Source organism: Paenarthrobacter aurescens (genome assembly GCF_041549525.1).
Taxonomy (GTDB): domain Bacteria; phylum Actinomycetota; class Actinomycetes; order Actinomycetales; family Micrococcaceae; genus Arthrobacter; species Arthrobacter aurescens.
This window is the reverse complement of the sequence record NZ_CP157456.1, coordinates 3,288,642-3,309,480: the sequence shown is the minus strand read 5'-3', so window position 1 is coordinate 3,309,480 and position 20,839 is coordinate 3,288,642. Positions and strand designations below refer to the sequence as shown.

The window sequence follows — 20,839 nt, the reverse complement described above, 5'->3', positions numbered from 1 at the left end:
AGCGGTCTACTTGACCGCACCGCCGGTGGTGCCGGCGGCAATGTATTTTTGGGCCGCGACCAGAAGGACGATTGCCGGGATGGAGGCAAGTACCGCCGTTGCCATGACCGAACTCCAGTCGTTCACGTAGGCGCCGATGTACTGGAAGATGCCCAACGTGACGGGCCGGACGGCTTCGGTGGTGGTGAGGGTCAAGGCAAAGAGGAAGTCGCTCCAGGCGAACAGGAACGTGAAGAGCCCCGCGGTGATCAGGGAGTTCCGGCTCAACGGAAGCACGATCGACCAGAACGCCCGGAGGTGCCCGGCACCGTCCACGCGTGCAGCCTCGATCACCGAGGCCGGCATGCCGTTCATGAAAGCCCGGATGATGAGGATGGCAAACGGGATGCCGTGGGCGGAGTCGGCCAGGATCAAGCCCGGGATGGAGTTGAGCAGGCCAAGATCGTTGTAGGCCGTGTACAGGGCATTGGCCACCACAATCCCCGGAATCATCTGACTGATGAGGATCGCGAACAGGACCACCCCTGCACCGCGGACCTTGAAGTAGGCCAAGGCGTAGGCCGCCGGTGCTGCAATGGCCAGGCTCAGCGCCACGCTGCCCAGCGAAATGATGAGGCTGGTTCCCAAATTGCCGGCTTGCTCGTTGATGGCCGTGGCGTACCCGGTGAAGTCGGGCTTCACCGGGAACCACGAGGTTTCCAGGGTGGTGCCGTTGGGTTGCAGGGAGGCGTTGACCATCCAGTAGACCGGGAACAGCATGATGGCCAGGAAGAAGATGGCCAGTGCCGTGTATCCCCAGTTCTTGCGTCCGGTGACTTTGGGGCCGGTGGCTTTTCCTCCGGCACGCCGGAGCGGGGGTGCTTTCAGTACGGTTGTCATGGTTTCCTCACTCGTCCACGGCACGTCGGCTGGCCCGCAGGTACAGGACCGCGAACACCAGGGAAATGATCACCAGTACGTTGCCCAGCGCAGCACCTTCACCGAACTTGAATTCGTGGAAGGACAGGTTGTAGGACTGCGTGGCAATGGTTTGGGTGGAGTTGGCCGGTCCGCCGTTGGTCAGGCCCAGAATGATGTCCAGCACCTTGAGTGTGTACACCACACCGAGGACCAGGACCACGCTCACCACTGGCCGCAGCATGGGCCAGGTGATGTTCCGGAACGCCTTCCAGCCGGTGGCACCGTCCAGCGACCCTGCCTCGTAGAGTTCATCCGGGATTTCCTGCAGACCGCCGTAGAGAATGGTCAGGTTGAACGGGATGCCGATCCAAATGTTCACGCCCACCACGGCAATGAGTGCCAGCGAGGTGCTGGTGAGCCACGGGATGCCGGTGTCAATGATGCCGAGGTCGCCCAGGAAGCGGTTCAGCGCGCCGCTGTCCTTATCCAGGATCCAGCGCCACACAGCACTGGAAACAATCAAGGGAAGCAGCCAGGGAAGCAGGAGCAGGGATCGCAGGATGCCGTTGAGCGGGAACTTGCGCTGGAAGAAGATGGCCAGCGCAAGCCCGATCACAAACTGGCCCAGAATCGATCCGATGGTGAACAGGGCAGTGTTGATCAGGGACGTGGAGAATAACGACGACTGCAATACAGTCACGTAATTGGTGAACCCTACCCAGGGGGCTTCTCCGGTGAAGAATGTGGAAGTGGTGTACTCCTGGAAGCTCATCACCACGTTCTTCACAACCGGATAGCCGAAGAACAGGGTCATGTAAACCACTGCGGGAACCAGGAACAGCCACTGGAAGAGGCGCTCGCGGCGTTGACGGGAACGACGCCGGGGTGCCGGCTTTTCGGCGCCGGTACCGGGAGTCTTCGCGGCCTCGCCGGAAGCCCGCCCCTCTGAGTGAGGTAAGTCCGTTGCTAATGACATGGCAGGGGTGCCTACTGACCCTGGGCTTGCTTGAGGGCGTCAGCCGGTGAGGCGTTACCCGTCAGCGAGGTCTGGATGGCCGTGTAAATCTTGGTGGCCTGGGCGGGCCATTCTTCTCCGAGCTGGCCGGTGCGTGCGCGGGCGGTCTTGATCAGCTCCGTAAATGTTGCGAGCTTGGGGTTGTCGCTGGCGAATTTGTCCGAGAGCGTGGTCTTGGACGGGATGGTGTTGCGCGCGGTAGCCATGGCGAGTTGGTTTTCGTCACTGTTCAGGCAGGCAACCATCTCTGCCGCTTTCGCCTGGCGGGCCTTGTTGCCGGTCTGCGGGACAGTCCACACTTCGCCGCCGAGCGGTGCAACGGAGGTCTGTCCGGCTTCCCTCACGGGGATCTTCACTACGCCGTATTGAAGCGTGGGCTGCTTGTCCAGGGCCGGGATCTGCCAGGGCCCGTTGACCATCATGGCTGCCTTGCCCGCCAGGAACTGATCTTTGACGTCAGCCTGGGTCCAGTTGAGGGCGGATGAGGACACCGAGCCGCTCTTCACCAGATCCGTCCAGAGCTGCAGCGCCTGCTCCGTCTCTTTGGTGTCGATCTTCTTCTCATCCCCGCCGTTGGACCACATCACGGGAAGGAACTGCCATGTGCCCTCGTAGGTGGGGTTGGCATTGAAAGCGAGCCCGTACTGGTCACCGGCAGTGAGTTTCGCCGAAGCGGCCTTGAGTTCTTCCCACGTGGTGGGGGGAGTGACGCCGGCTGCGGCCAGAATGTCCTTGTTGTAGAACAGGGCAATGGTGTTCACAGTGGGCGCCAGCCCATAGACCTTGTCCTTGTAGGTGCCGGCGCTCAGCACGCCTTCAGCGAAGTTCTCGGTGCTGACTTTGAAATCGGCCAGGGGAGCCAGGGCGCCGGTCGCTGCGATCTGCTGAAGATCCGGGTTGTCCAGCATGAGGACGTCCGGGAGCGTCTTGGAGGATGACTGCTGGAGAACCTTGGAAATGAGAGATTTTCCTGGAACAGTTTCCCGCTTGACGGTAACGCCCAGTTGGGTGCCGCACTTGGAGAGGGCATCACCAATAAAGGACTTGTCCGGCTCGTTGTTGTAGTAGTCCATGACGGAGAGCTCGGTAGCGGTCTCTGAGGATGACGCGGCAGTGGTGGAACCGCAGCCGGAGAGGGCCAACGGCAGGCCCACCAGGGCGGCTACGGCCAGGGCGAGCGGACGATATGTCCTTTGTGCTGACTTCATTGTCTGTTCCTTTTTCTGGGGATCGATTTATCGATGCGTATCGACGATGCGTATCGATGAGTTCGGAAACGAAGGTAGTGCAGGTGGTTGCAGAGGAGGTCTTAGCTGCCGCGGGGTGGACGGAGCGTACTTGAACGGTGCGTGATGACCGTGGGTACCAGTTCCAGGGATTCGTGTGGTCCCTGGTTCTCGGCTTCGAGGAGGTCGCAGATGATCTTCACCGCGCGGCGGGAGACTTCTGCCGAACGGAGGTCAATGGTGGAAAGCGGAATGGGCTGGAGCTCGGCCAGGGTAGGGGAGGCGCTGCCAATCACGGAAACGTCCAGCCCCGGAGTCAGTCCACGGCTGTTCAATACCCGGCGAAGAACGTCCTGAACGGTGCCGTCAGGTGCAATGAACGCAGGAACGCCGTCAGTTTCAGCCAAGGCCTTGTCCACGGATTCGGCAATGACATCGCGATCGGTGCCGCCGGGGAGGTGCAACACCTTCACGCCGGCGTCCAGGCCTGCTTTGTTGGTGCCGGACGTGAAGCGTTCAACGTAGTTCACGTGGCGCTCCACCACTTCGGGCTGCCAGCCGATCACGGAGATCACCCTGTGCCCGGCAGCGGCGAGGTCCTGAACGCATTGCTCCCCGGCCATTTCAAAGTCCGCGTCGATGCAGACCAGTCCGGAGGGGTCGTGGGGAATGCCGATCAGCACCACAGGAACGTTGAGGCTGCGGACTACCGGAAGGCGTTCGTCATCCCCTTCAACCTGCATGAGGATCAGGCCATCGCAGATCTGCTGACCCACCACGCGCTTCAACCCGGGCGCACCCTCGTCCTCGGTGACCAGGAGGATGTCGTGATCATAGAGTCGGGCGGTGTTGGCGATCACGGAGACGAATTCCATGATGGAAGCCATATGCAGTTCGGGGATGAACGGGATGACCAGGCCAATCACGCGGGTCTTCCGGCTGGCGAGGGCACGGGCGCCGGCATTGGGCTGATAGGTCAGCTGTTGAATGGCGTCTTCAACTTTTTTGCGGGTCTTCTCGGAGATCGGGCGCTTGCCGCTCAGGACGTAGGAGACTGTGCTTTGAGCTACTCCGGCGGCCTGGGCTACGTCCTTGCTGGTGGGCATGTCCTGACCTCCTCGTGCTCTCTGCTGAACAGTTCCTGCGGCTTATCGATACGTATCGTCGATGCGCATCGAGAATGAGTATGACATGGGTCACTCCAACTCCGCAAGGCCCGTCCCCACCCTCTCTCACCTCCCGGGCGCTTCCCCCGGACCCGCTATCACTTCCCGCGTGCTTCCGCCTGACCCTCTATCACCTCCCACCGCAGGCCATCAGTGTGCTTAGCTACTTCCTATGGACGGGACTACTTCAGCTCACCAAGATGTCCACTGGGACGGCGCCGTCAACGCCTGGCGTATCGCCGGGGGTGTGTACCGCATGGGTCGCCATGAGTGGGTCACCGAATCCGGCTGGCAGCAGATGTACGACGACGGCGTCCGCACCGTGATCGATCTTCGCGCCTCGCGCGAGCGGCGGCAACGCGACACCGATCCCGAGGTGCCGGACGAGGCGAAGGCGAGGATCGACGTCGTACATTGCCCAACGGAAGATCCGGACCATAGGGACTTCAGCGTGCTGTTCGGCCCGTACCTCAAGGACCCGGCCCAGTATGGGGATTATCTGGAGCTGTTCGCGGACAGGATCGCGGCTGTCTTCAAGGTTATTGCCGCCTCGCCGGGCAAGGTGGTGGTTCATTGCTCCGCGGGCAGGGACCGCAGTGGAGTGATCGCGGTGATGCTGCAGCGGTTGGCGGGTGCCGGTGATGAGGAGATCGTGCAGGGATACGAGCTTGCTGCCCGGGGGATCAACGAGCGGCATCGCACCCACGGGGCACCGCATGCGCATGATCCGTATCTGTCGGAGGTTGATCTTGGGGCAGTGCTGGCCGGGCGGCGCGAGAGCTTGCGTGTGTTCTTGGCATCGCTGGACGTCGTGCGGTTTCTGAGCGCCCATGGTGTCTCCGATCCGGAGTTGGAGGCAGTGCGGGCAAAGCTCGGTGTGGCCGGCCCGAGCTAGGGCGGGGAAATTCCTGCTGTACTCGACGGGGCATTCATGTACCCTGTATATATTACCGAACGGCCGGTCAGTAATGTTGGCTCCAGTCAGCAGGGACCGTGCCGATTTCACGTGCCTTGGAAGGACCCGTCGACGATGACCACTACAGCAGTCGCCCCGGAAACCACAGCCGTTGCAACCGTTCCCAGCTACGTCCAGGACGCCTGGTGGACCCCGGCGCCCGACGCCAAGACAGTCCCCGTCCGTGATGCCAGCACCGGAGAAGTGCTGGCCAACGTCAGCACCGATGGACTGGACCTCGCCGCCGTCGTGCATTACGGCCGTACCACCGGGCAGACAGAACTTGGCAAGCTGACGTTCCACCAGCGCGCGCTCAAACTCAAAGAGCTGGCCATGTACCTCAACGGGCGCCGCGAAGAGCTGTACGAATCCTCATCGCAGAGCGGTGCCACCAAGATCGACAACATGATCGACATCGACGGCGGCATCGGCGTGCTCTTCACGTTCGGCTCCAAGGGCCGCCGCGAACTGCCCAACTCGCAGGTTGTTGTGGATGGGCCCATGGAGACGCTGTCAAAGGACGGATCGTTCGTGGCCGAGCACATCTACACCCGCATTCCCGGTGTTGCAGTACAGATCAACGCATTCAACTTCCCGGTGTGGGGCATGCTGGAGAAATTCGCCCCCGCATTCCTTGCCGGCGTCCCCACCATCGTGAAGCCGGCCACGCCCACGGGATACGTTGCGGCTGCAGCGGTCAAGGCAATCATCGAGTCCGGGATTCTCCCCGCGGGCTCGCTTCAGCTGATTTCCGGTTCAGCCCGCACCATCCTGGATGAGCTCGATTACCGCGACCTCGTGTCCTTCACCGGCTCGGCTTCCACTGCAAACTCGCTGAAGGGCCACAAAAACGTGGTCCAGGGCGGTGTCCGTTTCACTTCGGAAACGGACTCCCTCAATGCAGCAATTCTGGGCCCCGACGCCGTTCCAGGCACCCCCGAGTTCGACGCTTTCATCAAGGCCGTGGTCACCGAGATGACCGTCAAGGCGGGCCAGAAGTGCACCGCCATCCGCCGCGTCATAGTCCCGCAGTCACTGACCGCCGAGGTGGCCGCCGCCATCGGTGCCCGTATCAACGAACGTGTGGTGGTGGGCGATCCCCGCGCCGAAGGCGTCACCATGGGCGCCTTGGCATCGTTGGAACAGCTCGCAGACGTCCGCGCCGCCGTGCAATCAATGCTCGACGCCGGTGGTGAGCTCGCGTACGGATCTCTCGATTCGCCGTCGGTCACCTCTGTTGGAGGCAACGTGGGCGTGGTAGAAGACGGCGCGTTCATGTCCCCGGTTCTCCTGAGCTGGGCCGACGCTGAGGCCGAAGAAGTGCACTCGCTGGAGGCATTCGGGCCGGTTTCCTCAGTGATCGGATACTCGGACCTTTCCGACGCCATCCGCCTGGCTGCCCGCGGCTCGGGCTCATTGGTGGCATCGGTCTGCACCAACGATCCCGCTGTGGCGCAGGAGCTTGTGCTCGGCATCGCTGCCCACCACGGACGCGTCCACATGCTCAACCGTGAAGACGCCCGCTCGTCCACAGGCCACGGATCCCCGGTCCCGCACCTGGTCCATGGCGGTCCCGGCCGTGCAGGCGGCGGCGAAGAATTGGGCGGCATCCGCTCGGTGATGCACCACATGCAGCGCACCGCCATCCAGGGTTCGCCCAACATGCTGACCGCCGTCACGGGCCTTTGGCACACCGGCGCCGACAGGAACTTCACCGTGGAGACCGAGGGGGAGCACCCCTTCCGGAAGCACCTGTCCACCCTGCGAATCGGCGACGCCGTCCGTTCGGAACTCCGTGAGGTCAAGCTTGAGGACATCACCGCTTTCGCGAACTCCACGGGGGACACGTTCTACGCGCACACCAACCAGGAAGCCGCCGAGGCCAACCCGTTCTTCCCCGGCATTGTGGCCCACGGGTACTTGCTCCTGAGCTGGGCTGCCGGGCTCTTTGTGGAGCCGGCTCCGGGTCCAGTCCTGGCCAACTACGGCCTGGAGAACCTTCGCTTCATCACCCCTGTTGCCGCCGGCGACTCCATCCGGGTCACTCTGACAGCCAAGAAGATCACGCCTCGTGAAACCGACGAATACGGTGAGGTGGCCTGGGATGCCGTCCTGACCAACCAGAACGACGAAATCGTGGCTACCTACGACGTCCTGACCCTCGTGGAGAAGTAACCCTCTCTCACGTCCCGTGGGGTTTAACCGATCCCTCTCTCACGTCCCGCGGGGCCTAACCGGTCCCTCTCTCACGTCCCGTGGGTTCGGCCGGGACCCTCTTGCAGGAACGACAAAACGCCTTTCCGCTTCTTGCGGGAAGGCGTTTCGTCGTTACCGCTAAGGGCAGTCAAAGGAACCAAACGACGACGGCGTTACCCGGGTTCGTCACGCCCGTCACCTGGGGATGTGAGAGAGGGTGCGGCTCAAAGCCTGGGGATGTGAGAGAGGGTGCGGCTCAAGGGCCTGGGGATGTGAGAGAGGATGCGGCTCAAGGCCTGGGGATGTGAGAGACGGTCAGGCGGCGGTGTGGAGTCCGTCGAAGGCCATGGTGATGACGTCGTCGGCGAGCTTCTCCGGAGACAGCGAGCCGCCCGGCTTGTACCACTCCACAATCGAGTTGATGGTGCCGAACAGCAGGCGTGTGACGGTGCGCGGATCGATGTCCTGGCGCAGCGATCCGTCTTCCCTGGCAGCGGCGATCAGCTCGGCCACCTTGTGGTCGAAGGCGCGCCGGCGTTCCAGGGCGTCGCGCTCAATCTCCGTGTTGCCCCGCAGGCGAAGCAGCAGCGTGACGAACGGCAGCCTGTCCACCAGAACAGCGATGGTCTGCCGAAGCACGAACTCCAGCCGCGCATCGGCAGGCCCGGACGTGGCGGAGGGCTCCTCCAGAATTGCTTCCAACCCGCCCAAAGCGTGGTCCAGGGCGAGCTTCAGAAGATCGCCCTTGGACGGCACGTGGTGGTAGATGGCTGACTTCGAGATCCCGAGGTTTTCGGCCAGAATGCCCATGGACGTTGCGTCGTACCCGTGGCGGTTGAAGACGTCGACGGCGATGCGGAGCACCGACTGCTGGTCATAACCGGGCCGTCCGCGCTTGGTGGTGGTCTCAGTAGGCATGCTGGCATTTTCTCACGATCTCATCCAAGGTCAGGCCTTGGGGCGCATGTCGTAGATCCGGCGAAGCTTGCCGTTGGACCGCTCAAGGGAACCCGGCTCCACAACATCAACCACGCAAGATGACCCCACATGAATCTTGATCTGCTCACGCAAGGTGTGGGCCGCCGTCGTGCTTGCCTCGGGAGACACAGCCTCGCGCCGCTCTATACGGACCGTCAGCGAGTCCATGCGCTTGCCCTCGGGGCGGGTGATTTCGAGCTGGAAATGGGGGCTGAGCTCGGGGATGCGGAGGGCGATTTCCTCGATCTGTGACGGGAAGAGGTTCACGCCGCGCAGGATGATCATGTCGTCACTGCGGCCGGTGATGCGGCCCATGCGGCGGTGTGCGGGGCGTGCGGTGCCGGGGAGCAGGCGGGTGAGGTCTTTGGTGCGGTAGCGGATGATGGGCAGCGCTTCCTTGGTCAGGGATGTGAAGACGAGCTCGCCGGGTTCACCGTCTGCCAGCACTGTGGAGTGATCGAAGGGGTCGATGATTTCGGGGCGGAAGTGATCCTCCCAGATGTGGCAGCCATCCTGGGTTTCCACGGCTTCGCCGGCAACGCCGGGGCCCATGACTTCGGAGAGTCCGTAGATGTCCGAGGCCTTGATGTTCATGGTGGTTTCGAGCTCGTGGCGCATTTCTTCGGTCCATGGCTCGGCGCCCAGGACGGCGTATTTGAGCGACGTTGACCGCGGGTCTATGCCCTGGTGTGCCATGGCGTCGGCAATGGTCAGCAGGTAGGTGGGCGTGGCCAGGATGGCGTCCGGCTTGAAGTCCTGGATGAGCTGGATCTGGCGTTCGGTCTGCCCGCCGGACATGGGGATGACAGTGCAGCCGAGTGCTTCAGCACCGGCGTGCGCACCGAGTCCGCCGGTAAACAGGCCATAGCCGTAGGCGTTGTGGACCTTCATGCCGGGGCGGACGCCGGAGGCGCGGAAGGACCGGGCCACCAGGGTGGCCCAGTTGGCGAGGTCCTGCTTGGTGTAGCCAACCACTGTGGGGCGCCCTGTGGTGCCGGAGCTGGCATGGATGCGCGCCACTTGGTCCTGTGGGACGGCGAACATCCCAAAGGGGTACTCCAGGCGGAGGTCTTCTTTGGTGGTGTACGGGAATTTGCTGAGGTCGCTCAACTCGCGGAGGTCGGTAGGATGCACGCCGGTTTCGTCAAACTTCCGCTTGTACAGCGGAACGCGATCGTAGGCGTAGGCCACGGTGTGCTGGAGGCGGGTGAGCTGCAGGGCCTCCAGTTCGTCGCGGGAGATGGTTTCTTCGCGGTCCAGCACGGCTGCATCGGGTGTGGAAACTGCGGCCACGGTGTTCTGAGTCATGGGGGTTCCTACTTCTTGGAGATGGTGCGGCTGCGGCCACGGAACTCGGCAATGAGTTCCCCGGGTCCGGTGTCAGCGGAGGAAGGGGCGTCGGGCGAGGCCGCATAAATCTGGATGTCATAGAGGCCGCTTCGGCCAGTGCTCGCGCGGCGGTTTGCGACGGCGGTGATCACCTGGCCCTGGAATGCGGGCTTGATGAAGTTGATGTCGACGCCGGAGGCCACCGTGATGTTGGCGGCTTGCTTGGGCGTGGGGTTGGCCGGGTTGCAGGCCAGCGCGAAGGCTGTGTCACCGAAGGCGAAGATCATTCCGCCGTGGGCCATGCCGAATCCGTTGAGCATCTCCTGGCGGAGCTGCATGCGGATGGTGGCGTGGCCGTCGTCGAGCTTGAGGACCTCGATGCCCATCCATTCAGACGCGTAGTCGTTGGTCAGGATGTGGTGCGAAGCACCGGAGAGGGTTGTTTCAACCATGCGTCATTGCCTCCAGCTTTATTTACCGAATGTTCATTAGGTAATCCCAGATCGCGCCACGTGTCAAGACTGGACCCAGGACTGGACCTTGAATCGCCTGCACCTAGTAGCCTCGGAACCATGCCCGAAATTGAGCTTCCCATCATCACCGATCGACTCGTTCTGCGCCGCTTCGAAGCGGAGGACCTTGATCGCTTCCATGGCTACCAGTCCCTTCCTGAAACTGCCCGGTTTCTTTTTCGCAATGAGTTGAGCAGAACCAGGTCCATGGAAGTCCTGGGCCGGTACGCCAACTTTGAGTTCAAGCAGGAGGGCGATTGGGTGTGCCTGGCCATTGAACGCAAGGATCAGCCCGGGCTCTTGGGCGAGGTGGTGTTGAAGTGGCTGGAAGGGACCGGCCAAGGGGAGCTGGGCTGGATCCTCCACCCCGAGGCGCGCGGCCATGGGATTGCCACCGAAGCTGCTGAGGCTGTGATGAAGCTTGCCTTCGAGAAACTGGCCTTTCACCGGATCGACGCCAAGTTGGACGCACTGAACACCGGTTCTGCCGGTGTCTGCAAGCGCTTGGGCATGCGGCTGGAAGCAACCCTGGTGGATAACTGGAACTACAAAGGCCAGTGGGCTACCGAGAATATCTACGCAATGCTGGACTCGGAGTGGCGCACCCGGCATCACCCGTGGACGCGGACCATTAACTGACGGGCCAGGTTTTGTAGTGCTTCAGCTGTTCGGTCAGTTGAGGCTCAGGCAGCGGCCGGCTGAAGTAGTACCCCTGCCCGCTGGTGCAACCGATGCTCAGCAGGTAATCGGCCTGCTCTGCGCTTTCGATCCCCTCCCATACTGCGGCCAACCCGCAGGCTCGGATCAGCTGGAGGACGGCAGCCAGCAGAGCCGGCTGGGCGGGGTCGCTGCCCAAAGCCGAAAGCAGCGTCCTGTCCACCTTGACGGTGTCCACCGGCAACTGGCGCAAGTAACTGATGGAGGAGTAACCGGTGCCGAAGTCATCAATTTCCAGGCCCACTCCAAGGCGCCGCAGGCTGTTCAGCGTATAACGGTCAAGATCGTTGCCTTGGATGACGGCGCTTTCGGTCAGCTCCAGGACCAGGAGCGATGGATCCAGTCCCGCTGAAGCGAGGGCCTCGCGTACGTCTTCGATGAACTCCAAACGCTGCAGATCCGCTGCGGAAACATTGATGCGCATGCTGAAGTCGTGGCCCGCCGTGAGGGGGTCGCTGCGCCATTTTTTCAACTGCTCGACGGCGGTGCGGAGCACCCATCCGCCCAGATCGGAAATCATTCCCGTTTCCTCGGCAATGGGGATGAACTCGTCCGGCATGATGATGCCGCGGGTGGGGTGGTTCCACCGGACCAGTGCTTCAACGCCTTCAATTTCGCGAGTGTCCAGCCTGATGATGGGCTGGTAGTAGAGCACCAGTTGGGAACCGGCGATCGCTTCTTTGAGTTCGCCCACCATCTGATTCCGCATTTGCCGGGCAAGCAGCATGTCGGGTTCAAACACCTTGAGCTTGCCGCGTCCGTCCGCCTTGGACTCGTACATGGCGATGTCCGCTTCCATCATGAGCTCTTCGGCCCGCTGCCCGGGGTCGGCCATGCGGAGACCCATGCTGACGCCGCAGCGCAGATGCTGACCCTCGATCTCCATGGCACCGGACACGGCTGCGATGATCCGGCTTCCGATGGAACTTGCCTCGGCGGGGCTGACTCCCGGAAGCAGGACGGCGAATTCGTCGCCTCCCATGCGGGCCACCATGTCCTGTTCACGGACTGCCCCGCTGATTCGGGTGGCCACCGTCTCCAGGACTTTGTCGCCGATGGTGTGCCCGAGGGAATCGTTGATCGCTTTGAAACCGTCCATATCCAGCAGAAGGATTGCCGGACGTTTGTTGCCTTCCGCCCCGTTCGCTTGGGCCTCGCTGAGGGCAGTGGCGAAGGCGGAACGGTTGCTCAGGCCTGTCAGGGGATCGGTCATTGCCATGTGTTGCATGGCGAGGTGAGCTTCATTGAGCTGTTGTGTCCGGGCCTGCACCCGCTGCTCCAGCTCTTCGTAGACGATCTGCAGATCTTCGGCCAGGAGGTTGGTGCCCATGATCACGGCGTCAATTTCATCGCGGGCATCAGAGACTGGGATCCTCGTGTTCAGGTCGCCCGCGGCAAGCCTGACGATGCCCTCCAGGAGCAGCCCCAACCGGGGGTCGTTCGCGGAATACGATTCGGCGTCAGGCATGCTCACTCCCCGTGCGGCCCGCCCCGGCGCCGGACGCTCTGCCGCAGATGCTCGCGAACGGCTGCGCTGCGCTCGGGCAAGGCCGCTTGTTCGAAAAGTTTTGCTGCTTCTTCGAAAGCAACAAGGCTTTCATCAATTCGTTGGGTGGCCATCAAAGTCCGCCCATAAAGGAAATGTGCTTCGGCGGAGGTTTGCTTGGCAAGAATGGAGGAGCGGGCGCAAAGGGGTTCGAGGATCGTCAAGGCTTCCTCCATATCTCCGGCGAGGTAATTCCAATGGGCGCGGACCAAGGACATTTCCAGATGATCCCGCTCGGATCCGCCCACAATATCCGTTGCTAGCTCTGCTCTCTCAATGCAGCGAAGCGTGGCAGCGTCAGCGAGTTTTGCCTGCAGTCGCATTTCGGCTGAGGCACGGTTGAATCGTGCCCATAAATCAACGTCCTTGGAGGGTGAAAGCCTTTCGGCGGCCAGGTCGTGGTACCGGCCCCCATCAGCCACCCGGTCTGCCAGGAATGCCACGTTGCCTATCACCCAGTAACCTTTTCCTGCCGTGTCCTCATCAACGTCATCGGTAATCAAAGTTTCCAGGACAAGGCATTCCCGCCAGGCATCATCGAGCAGACGGCTCTCGGCCAGAGCGGCGATCAAGGCGCGCTGGGCGAGGACCTGCACGTAAAGGAGTTCAGGGTCCGTGGCTGCCAGTTTTGCAGCATCGGCGGCCATGGTTGCAGCTTCTGCAAGCCGGCCGAGGCCTTGGAGCCCAATGGCCACCATTGTTCCGGCTTTGGCGCCAAGCTCGGGGGAGGACGCGGTAAGGCTGTGATCATTCAGGGCGGAGGCCTGTGCCAGGTATTCCTCGATGTTTCCTTGGTCCCGGAGGCATTCGGCCTGCAAGTAACGCATGTTCCACCAAGCGGTGTCGTCGCCGGCGTCGTGGGCCAGCTCAGCGGCCTCAACAGCGAGCCTGAAGGCCTCATCAAAGTCCCGGGCCTTCCATTTGGCACGTGCATTCAGTCCGGCAACAAGGTGGGGGGCCAGGTGGGGACTTTGCATATGCCCATTATCCATGTCATTACGGAAGAAAAGCTCGTATAGTTTGCCCCGTGACTTTATTCAAGTCACGGTCAACAAATTCGCATCAGTACGAAAGGGCATAGCGGATGAAAAAATTTGCGGCAACCCTGCTCATGGCGGCGGTTCTGGCAGTCACCGGATTCGCTGCCCCGGCCAACGCCGAGCCTACGCAGGACAGCACGGCAATTGGCTGGTGGCCAAACAGCACCACCACAGGTAAGACCAACACCACCAGCATCGGTTGGTGGCCGAACTAAACATGGGGGAGTGCCTCTCGAGGCCTCATGAGCTAAATTGATGCCCCGGGCTTCTGCCCGGGGCATCAGTTTTGTTTCGTTGGATGTCGTGCATTAGTGACGCAAGCTCAAATCCTGGGTGTCCTGGATTGACAGGGCTGTCACACCGTCCTATGGCCCGCCTACCGGCAGTTCCACAGACACCGTGGTTCCGGATCCCAGCGTGGAGTCGAAGACCATGCGTCCCATGTGGCGGCTGATGATGTCGTTGGCTATGGCCAGGCCAAGACCGCTGCCGGGCACAGCCGCCGAGGTGGCGTTGGAGGCGCGGTAGAACCTGGTCAGGATGTGAGGGAGATCGTGCTCAGGGATGCCCAGCCCGTTGTCAGCAATCCGGACCAAGGCTGCGGGGCCGCCATCCTCGGAGGCTGACATGGCGCTGGTGATGCCCACCCGGCCGCCCTCGGGGGTGAACTTGATGGCGTTGGCCACAATGTTGGTGAACACCTGTTCCAGCTTGGCTTCATCAGCGGTGACTTCAATTTCTTCGGTGGCCTCGGTGAAGGACACGGACACGTGGCGCGATTCCGCCAGTGGACGGAGCGTTGCCACCACCACTTGGAGGAGTTTATCGATGTCAACGGGTTTGAGGTCCAGGTTGCTGCCGTCCTGCATGGAGACCGTGAGCATGTCCTCAATGAGTCTGCGCAGGCGATCCGAGTTCCGGGCTATGACTTCCAGCATTTTCCTGATGCCATCAGGAACCGGGCCCCCGGAACCGTCCTGGATCATGTCCAGGTAGGCGGTGATGGAGGTCAGGGGTGTCCGAAGCTCATGGTTGACGGTGGCCAGGAAGTCGGTTTTGGCCTTATCGAGTTGCCTTAGCTGGTGCAGGACCCGCTGCTGGGCGCTGATGAGGTGGCCTTGGATGAGACCGTGGGCTACGTTCCCGGCGACGTGTTGCATCAGGGCAATCTCGGGGCGGGTCCAGTTGTGAGGTTCCTGCACCGTGGACAAGAGGATGATTCCCATGGCGGAAGCGCCCTCACCAACGGGCAGGAGCACGGTGGAGACGGGGTTGAGCTCGCCGGACCACTCCCTGAGCGCCATGGCGATTCCTGAATCGGGGTCTTCCCTGTGGTCTGTCACGGCGAGGACGTCGGCGTCGGCCCACAGCCTGTTGGCGGTCTCGGTGATCACGCCTTCGCTGTCGCCCAACCTTGCGGGCAGCAGGGGAAGGCCCGGGCGGTTCCATTGCGCGCGGATGCTGGGGACGCGTTCATCGCGGAAGGTAGCGAACCACACGTGGTCCATGCCCAACGCCCGGCCGAATCCTCGAACCACGTGCTCTGCGATCAGCTGCGGGTCATTGGTTTGCCGGATCTCTGATGAGACGTTCCGCAGGCTTTCCCTCAGTGCTTCGATTTCCGCGCGGGAGCTTGCACGTTCCCGTGCACGTCCAATCAGGGTTTGAACCCGGTGGACGAGTTCCCCGGGACGCACGGGGCTGATGACGTAGTCCGCAACCCGCCAGGATTCCATTTCTTCCAGGTCAACGGATTCCTGCTCGTCAAGAAGCAGCAGCACTGGAACCCCGGGGCTACCCAGTGCATGAGTGAGGGACTTCGCTGCCACCACCACTGAAGGGCGGTGTTGTTGAAGCTGCAAAGCCATGGAGGAGGTATCTGTGGCCGGAAACACCTGGAAACCTGCAGCATCAAGCGCTGACGTGGTGGCCGCCAAACGGTCACGGTCTGAGTCCGCCACGACAGCCGAACACGAGGCTTGCTGTTCCCCGGCAACCCTCTCGCCCACTGAGCCCCTTCCGTTCCACCATTGTCTCTGCAGTAAAGCAGGATGTGGCAACACACTATCAGCGGCATCGCAGCCAATGGCCGCCCAACTGCAAATAGGCTTTTTGAGTCGTGGGACACACCTTTACTTTGGCTCGGGGATTAGTCAGCCTTGAGGGAGTGACTGTGGGGGATGCAATCCGGTTTTCCCTGCAGCTGTCCTGAATGCGCGAGGAGAATTGTGGACCACCCAGTTACACCGCAAGACCACCAAGAGGTGAGTTTCGAGCTGGAACTCGAAGAGCCCGGGATCCTGCGGCTGACCTGGCCGCGGGGTGCCCGGATCAAGGAGTCCGATGCCCAGCGGGCCATGGACAAGGTCAACGAACTCTGCGGAACCAACCGGCACCCCATGATTGTTGACATGGCCACCACGGACGACGTCACCAGGGGCGCACGATCAGTCTTTGCCAAGCCCTGCCAGGCTTCCCGGATCGCCCTGTGGGGTTCCTCCCCGGTGGACAGGGTCATTGCCAACTTCTTCCTGGGAATCATGAAGCCGCCTTGTCCTACCAAGTTCTTCACATCCGAAACGGAAGCGTTGGAGTGGCTGGTGGAGGCGTAGCGCCCCATATATTTGGAGGATGTTCTCCGCGCTCAAAAAGTACCTGTTGATCCCCCGGCTCATCAGGCTCTCCTCAGCTGCCCCCAAGGACCCGCTCACGGCCTGGGACCGCTACTGGGGCAACGTCCGTTCAACCGGTGCCACCGGCGATGTCCTGTGGGATTCGGGAAGCGCCAACGAACTGACGGGCTACCTTCCGCGCTTGAAGCAGCTGGATCCCACTCTTCCTATAGTGGATGTTGGCTGCGGCAACGGCAGCTTCACCCGGCTGTTGGCCCAACATTTCCCGCATGCGCTGGGGCTCGACTACTCCGCCAACGCAGTGGACCGCGCACGGCAGGAAGCGGCGGGAATCACGACGGCGTCATTCGCCGTGTGCGACATGACGGCACCGGACGCTGCGCGGACCGTGGCAACGGCCCTTGAAGCTGCAGGCTGGACGGGCAACGCGAACGTTTTCATTCGTGGCGTTCTGCACGTATTGGACCGCAGCGGCCAGGCCGCTTTGGCCGCAAACCTGGTACCCGTCGTCGGGAGCCGCGGTGGCGTTTTCCTGGCCGAGACCAACTTCCCGGGCACGCCCGTGGACTACGTCAGTCACCTCGGGGCCACACGCAAGTCCATTCCCGCGCCGCTTGAAGGGGCCATCCGCGGACTGCCCATGCCTGGGCGTTTCGGAGCCGTGCAACGGGCCAGAGCCTTCCCGACGGCGGATTGGAACCTTGTTGAGGAAGGCTCAACGAGCATAGAAACCCGGCCGTTGAGCAATCCGTCGTCCCCGGACCTCATCCCGGGCTATTACGCGCTGCTCCGCACTCGCCAAAGCTGAGAGTTTTTGTACAGCTGATGCCCTTAACGGGGCTCCATAAGGGCATCAGCTGTACAAAAACTCCTACTTGAGGCCGGCGCCGGGGAGCAGTTCCGTAGCGCCGAGGGAATCGGCAATGAACGCGTAGTCCCATGCCCGCTCGCGCCATTGCACGTACCGGCCCGATGCTCCGCCGTGGCCACCATCCATTTCGATCTTCATAACGATCGGCTCGGAACCTGTGGATGCGGAGCGCAGCGCCTGAACCCACTTGGCAGGCTCCACGTACAGCACCCTGGTGTCATTGAAAGACGTCACAGCAGCGATCTTGGGGTAGGCCGCCGCCTTCACATTCTCGTACGGAGTGTAGGACTTCATATAGGCGTAGGCCTCAGGGTCCGTGATGGGGTTGCCCCACTCCTCCCATTCCAAGGCGGACAGCGGAAGCTCGGGATCCAGGATGGTGGTCAGAGCATCCACAAACGGCACCTGCGCCACCACGGCAGCGTACTTTTCCGGCGCCATGTTGGCCACGGCCCCCATCAACAGGCCGCCGGCCGAGCCGCCCATGGCAGCAATCCGCGAAGGATCAACCCAGCCCGAGCCTGCCAACCAGTCCGTTGCTGCAATGAAGTCCGTGAAGGTGTTCTTCTTGGTGAGTTTCTTGCCGTCTTCGTACCAGGTGCGTCCCAGTTCCCCACCGCCACGGATGTGGGCGATGACCATCACGATTCCGCGGTCCAGGAGGGACAAACGCGCCACGCCGAAACCCGGATCCATGCTCATTTCGTAGGAGCCGTAGCCGTAGACCAGCCCGGCAGCTGTGCCGTCCTGCGCCACCGAAGCGTGACGCAGCACTGACAGCGGGACCCGGGTGCCGTCGTCGGCCGTTGCCCATTCGCGGGTGGCCACGTAATCAGCTGCCGAGTACCCGCCAAGTACCGGGCTTTCCTTGCGGAGCAGCAATTCACCCCGGGGCAGTTCGGCAGTAGGCAGGACGAAGTCGTACACGCGCGACGGCGTGAAGTACGAGGTATAGCCAATGCGGATCACGGGTGCTTCATAGTCAGAGCCGGAAACCCCTGCGGTGTAGAGCTCTTCAGCGAACTCCGGCTCCACAGGGGCGCCTTGAGCCGCTGTGCCCAAACCCCGCAGCGGGAGTACCTGAACACGCTCAATGGTGTCCTTGCGGACGGACACCACCACATGGGTGGACGTGACGCCCGCGCCGTTGACGCGTACTTCGCGGGAATGCCCGACGACGGTCCGCCAGTTCTGCTCGGACAGCGGCTTGGTAAGTTCCTCCGGGTCCACCAGGCTCACCATGGAGTTGACGGCGTCCTTGTTGTGCGTGAGGAGCAGTGTTTCCTTGCCCTCGAGCAGGAAAGGCTCGGCCTCGTAGAGCACGTGGTGGGAGCGCGGGATGACCATACTGAGGCCGGCGTCGTAGTTGTCGAAGCGGAGCAGCCGCGTCTCGCTGAACTCGGAGCATCCGATGCTCAGCACCAAGTGGCGACGGTCCGAGGAGAGATCGAAGCCGAGCCACATGGCGACGTCGTCCTCCTGGTAGATCACTTCGTCCTCAGCCACAGGGGTGCCCAGCACGTGGGCCTTCACCTGGTAGGGCCGCCACGAATCATCCACCACCGTGTAGAAGAGCCTGGTGCCGTCCGGGGAGAAGGCCACCCCGTAGAAGATGTCCTCAATGACATCCGGGAGGAGCTCACCGGTGCGCAGATCCTTGATCCGCAAGGTGAAGCGCTCGTCACCGGAGTTGTCCACTGCATAGGCGTAAAGGTTGCCGTCAACAGTCACGGCAGCGCCGCCCACGCTGAAGAACGGCTTGCCCTCTGCTTCGATGTTGCCGTCCAGGAGCACCTGCTCGCCGGGAAGCCCGACGCCCGCTTCAACAGCCGGGGGAGTCCAGTCCGCCACGGGATCACCGGTGTTGTTGGCCAGGACACGGCACTGGATGCTGTACTCCTTGCCCTCCACCGAACGGCTGTAATACCACCAGCCGTCCTTTCGGCTGGGCACGGACAGATCAGTCTCCTGCGTGCGGCCCTTGATCTCCTGGAACATGGCTTCACGGAGCGGTTCCTGGTGTGCCGTGACCGCCTCCTGGTAGGCGTTCTCCGCCTTGAGGTGCTCCACTACCTCCGAAGATTCTTTGTCCCTGAGCCACTCATAGTTGTCCACAAAAACATCGCCGTGATGCTCGCGGCGGACAGGTATCTGCTTGGCGACAGGAGGCTGGATTGTTGATTCCCTGGCAGAGGCTGGCGCGGAAGAAGTGTGGCTCATGTGGCCACTCTATAGACGGGCTCTGACACAGAACCAGCAATTTCGCTCAGAGCCGCCGGAGCGTGTGCAAGCTGCGGAATTAGTCCATGTTGTGGACACAACACCTGGTCCGGCGTCATGACTTGCGCAGTAGGTCCACTGCACATATGCGAGCACAATTTTCGCCCCGTTCCCGGATATTGGAGATTCAGATGGTTCCGCTTTACGCGCATAGTGTTCAGACCGGCAGGAGGAGTCGCCTTCAGGCAAGGCGACATCCAGTCTCCTTGCGTCGTTCCCACGTAGACCTCGAAGTCATCATCCCGGCCTATAACGAGGCGGCAAGGATCTCCAACACACTGACTCAAACAGTGGACTTCCTGGCAGTACAACCATGGACGTCGCGCATTGTTGTGGTGGATAACGGCAGCGTGGATGACACCGCAGCGGTTGTTCACCGGATCTCCCGGGAAAAGGGAGACGCTGTGCCGATCTCCCTGGTGGGATGTTCGCGTCGGGGCAAAGGGGCCGCTGTTCGCCGTGGACTCCTGAGCGGCACGTCCAAGTACACAGGTTTCTTTGACGCAGACCTCGCTACGCCCCTGGAGACGCTCACTGAAACCATGTCCCGCCTGGCAGGCGGGGCAGCGGCGGTGATCGCATCCCGTCATGCCCCAGGATCCACCTTTGTTGTGCCCCAACACATCGGACGACGAATGGGTGGCACGGCGTTCAGGGTTCTCACCAAATCCAAGGTCAAGGGCATTCAGGACACCCAATGCGGCTTCAAGTTTTTTGAACGGGACGCCCTCACAGCTGCCATGGTGCAGTGCCGCAGCACCGGTTTCGCCTTCGATGTTGAGTTGCTCCTTCGGCTGCAGGACAACCACGCCAGCATTGTGGAGTTGCCTGTGGCATGGACCGATGGCGCCGAGTCCACGTTCCGTCCTTTCCAGGACGGAGTGGCCAGCTTCGCATCGGTGATTCAACTCCAGAAAGCAGCATCATGACTGACGCCGCAATTGACATGAATTCTCCCGCCAGGCTCGCCGGCAAGCACGTACTGGTTCTCAACTGGCGGGACGTCCGGCATTCACAAGCCGGCGGTGCCGAGCAGTACATGCATGAGATTTCACGCAGGTGGGTCAACAACGGGGTTCGTGTCACGTGGTTTACAGGCCGCGACGCCGGTCAGGCGGCTGAGGAGGTCATTGACGGCATCCGCATCCTGCGCAGCGGCGGAACCCTCTCCATCTACGGGCAGGCCGCACTGAGGCTCCTGCGCACCAACGGGCAGTTCGACGCCGTGGTGGATTGCCAAAACGGAATCCCGTTCTTCTCTCCGCTGTTCGTGCGCGGGAATATCCCCATCGTCCAGCTGGTGCACCATGTTCACCAGGATCAGTTCCGCACCCGGTTCTCCCCTCCCATGGCCGCCGTGGGCCGTTTTCTCGAGAGCAGCGGAGCCAAGACGGTATACGGGCAGCGGGCAATGGTGGCGGTATCGCCTTCCACCCGGAGGGAATTGCGGTAGCTCGGGTTCGCGGCCCCCATCC

19 protein-coding genes are annotated in these 20,839 nt (G+C 62.0%); 8 read left to right on the top strand and 11 right to left on the bottom strand.

Features of this window, described 5'->3' with window-relative positions:
- Positions 1–6: 6 nt before the first annotated feature.
- The 4 genes from ABI796_RS15320 to ABI796_RS15305 all read right to left on the bottom strand — a co-directional run bounded on the left by ABI796_RS15320 (position 7) and on the right by ABI796_RS15305 (position 4,247).
- Complete coding sequence (locus ABI796_RS15320; protein ID WP_141281286.1) at positions 7–879, bottom strand: carbohydrate ABC transporter permease; 873 nt, start codon at positions 877–879, stop codon at positions 7–9.
- A 7-nt stretch (positions 880–886) separates the two neighbouring features.
- Positions 887–1,876, bottom strand: a complete 990-nt coding sequence (locus ABI796_RS15315; RefSeq protein ID WP_141281288.1) for a carbohydrate ABC transporter permease — start codon at positions 1,874–1,876, stop codon at positions 887–889.
- An 11-nt stretch (positions 1,877–1,887) separates the two neighbouring features.
- Entirely contained in the window at positions 1,888–3,123 is a 1,236-nt protein-coding gene (locus ABI796_RS15310) for an extracellular solute-binding protein (RefSeq protein WP_141281290.1), read from the bottom strand.
- A 101-nt stretch (positions 3,124–3,224) separates the two neighbouring features.
- Positions 3,225–4,247 carry a LacI family DNA-binding transcriptional regulator gene (locus ABI796_RS15305; protein ID WP_141281292.1) on the bottom strand — a complete coding sequence of 341 codons (1,023 nt, stop codon included), beginning with the start codon at positions 4,245–4,247 and terminating at the stop codon, positions 3,225–3,227.
- Positions 4,248–4,479: 232 nt separating this feature from the next.
- On the opposite strand from ABI796_RS15305, the gene ABI796_RS15300 reads away from it, so the two are divergent.
- The gene (locus ABI796_RS15300; RefSeq protein WP_141281294.1) at positions 4,480–5,202 is read left to right on the top strand and encodes a tyrosine-protein phosphatase; all 723 of its coding nucleotides are present in this window, start codon (positions 4,480–4,482) and stop codon (positions 5,200–5,202) included.
- Between the two features lie 135 nt (positions 5,203–5,337).
- Complete coding sequence (gene paaZ / locus ABI796_RS15295) at positions 5,338–7,437, top strand: phenylacetic acid degradation bifunctional protein PaaZ (RefSeq protein WP_141281296.1); 2,100 nt, start codon at positions 5,338–5,340, stop codon at positions 7,435–7,437.
- Between the two features lie 336 nt (positions 7,438–7,773).
- Here the strand turns inward: paaZ and ABI796_RS15290 are convergent, their stop codons facing one another.
- The 3 genes from ABI796_RS15290 to ABI796_RS15280 are packed head-to-tail and all read right to left on the bottom strand — an operon-like array spanning position 7,774 to position 10,217.
- Positions 7,774–8,376, bottom strand: a complete 603-nt coding sequence (locus tag ABI796_RS15290) for a TetR/AcrR family transcriptional regulator (protein WP_014922600.1) — start codon at positions 8,374–8,376, stop codon at positions 7,774–7,776.
- 30 nt (positions 8,377–8,406) lie between these two features.
- Positions 8,407–9,744, bottom strand: a complete 1,338-nt coding sequence (gene paaK, locus ABI796_RS15285) for a phenylacetate--CoA ligase PaaK (RefSeq protein WP_141281298.1) — start codon at positions 9,742–9,744, stop codon at positions 8,407–8,409.
- A gap of 8 nt (positions 9,745–9,752) precedes the next feature.
- On the bottom strand, positions 9,753–10,217 hold the full coding sequence (locus ABI796_RS15280; RefSeq protein WP_141281300.1) for a hotdog fold thioesterase: 465 nt from the start codon (positions 10,215–10,217) through the stop codon (positions 9,753–9,755).
- 120 nt (positions 10,218–10,337) lie between these two features.
- Here ABI796_RS15280 and ABI796_RS15275 point away from each other — a divergent pair, with 120 nt between their 5' ends.
- Positions 10,338–10,916 (top strand): GNAT family N-acetyltransferase, encoded by a 579-nt coding sequence (locus ABI796_RS15275; RefSeq protein WP_141281302.1) that lies wholly within the window; start codon positions 10,338–10,340, stop codon positions 10,914–10,916.
- On the opposite strand, the gene ABI796_RS15270 is transcribed toward ABI796_RS15275, so the two are convergent.
- Positions 10,909–12,462, bottom strand: coding sequence for a bifunctional diguanylate cyclase/phosphodiesterase (locus ABI796_RS15270; protein WP_141281304.1), 1,554 nt, complete (start codon positions 12,460–12,462; stop codon positions 10,909–10,911). The genes ABI796_RS15275 and ABI796_RS15270 overlap by 8 nt on opposite strands.
- 2 nt (positions 12,463–12,464) lie before the next feature.
- Positions 12,465–13,517 carry a hypothetical protein gene (locus ABI796_RS15265; protein WP_141281306.1) on the bottom strand — a complete coding sequence of 351 codons (1,053 nt, stop codon included), beginning with the start codon at positions 13,515–13,517 and terminating at the stop codon, positions 12,465–12,467.
- A 107-nt stretch (positions 13,518–13,624) separates the two neighbouring features.
- Here ABI796_RS15265 and ABI796_RS15260 point away from each other — a divergent pair, with 107 nt between their 5' ends.
- Positions 13,625–13,795, top strand: a complete 171-nt coding sequence (locus ABI796_RS15260) for a hypothetical protein (protein ID WP_017199100.1) — start codon at positions 13,625–13,627, stop codon at positions 13,793–13,795.
- 150 nt (positions 13,796–13,945) lie between these two features.
- Here the strand turns inward: ABI796_RS15260 and ABI796_RS15255 are convergent, their stop codons facing one another.
- Positions 13,946–15,589, bottom strand: a complete 1,644-nt coding sequence (locus tag ABI796_RS15255; protein ID WP_141281308.1) for an ATP-binding protein — start codon at positions 15,587–15,589, stop codon at positions 13,946–13,948.
- A gap of 219 nt (positions 15,590–15,808) precedes the next feature.
- Here ABI796_RS15255 and ABI796_RS15250 point away from each other — a divergent pair, with 219 nt between their 5' ends.
- Together ABI796_RS15250 and ABI796_RS15245 are read left to right on the top strand one after the other, a co-directional pair.
- Positions 15,809–16,192 (top strand): STAS/SEC14 domain-containing protein, encoded by a 384-nt coding sequence (locus ABI796_RS15250; protein WP_141281310.1) that lies wholly within the window; start codon positions 15,809–15,811, stop codon positions 16,190–16,192.
- 19 nt (positions 16,193–16,211) lie between these two features.
- The gene (locus ABI796_RS15245; RefSeq protein ID WP_141281312.1) at positions 16,212–17,021 is read left to right on the top strand and encodes a class I SAM-dependent methyltransferase; all 810 of its coding nucleotides are present in this window, start codon (positions 16,212–16,214) and stop codon (positions 17,019–17,021) included.
- A 63-nt stretch (positions 17,022–17,084) separates the two neighbouring features.
- Here the strand turns inward: ABI796_RS15245 and ABI796_RS15240 are convergent, their stop codons facing one another.
- Positions 17,085–19,304, bottom strand: coding sequence for a S9 family peptidase (locus ABI796_RS15240; RefSeq protein ID WP_141281314.1), 2,220 nt, complete (start codon positions 19,302–19,304; stop codon positions 17,085–17,087).
- A 266-nt stretch (positions 19,305–19,570) separates the two neighbouring features.
- On the opposite strand from ABI796_RS15240, the gene ABI796_RS15235 reads away from it, so the two are divergent.
- On the top strand, positions 19,571–20,293 hold the full coding sequence (locus ABI796_RS15235; RefSeq protein WP_170224854.1) for a glycosyltransferase: 723 nt from the start codon (positions 19,571–19,573) through the stop codon (positions 20,291–20,293).
- Positions 20,290–20,817, top strand: a complete 528-nt coding sequence (locus ABI796_RS15230; protein WP_246095659.1) for a glycosyltransferase family 4 protein — start codon at positions 20,290–20,292, stop codon at positions 20,815–20,817. Before ABI796_RS15235 ends, ABI796_RS15230 begins: the two co-directional genes overlap by 4 nt.
- Positions 20,818–20,839 lie beyond the last annotated feature (22 nt).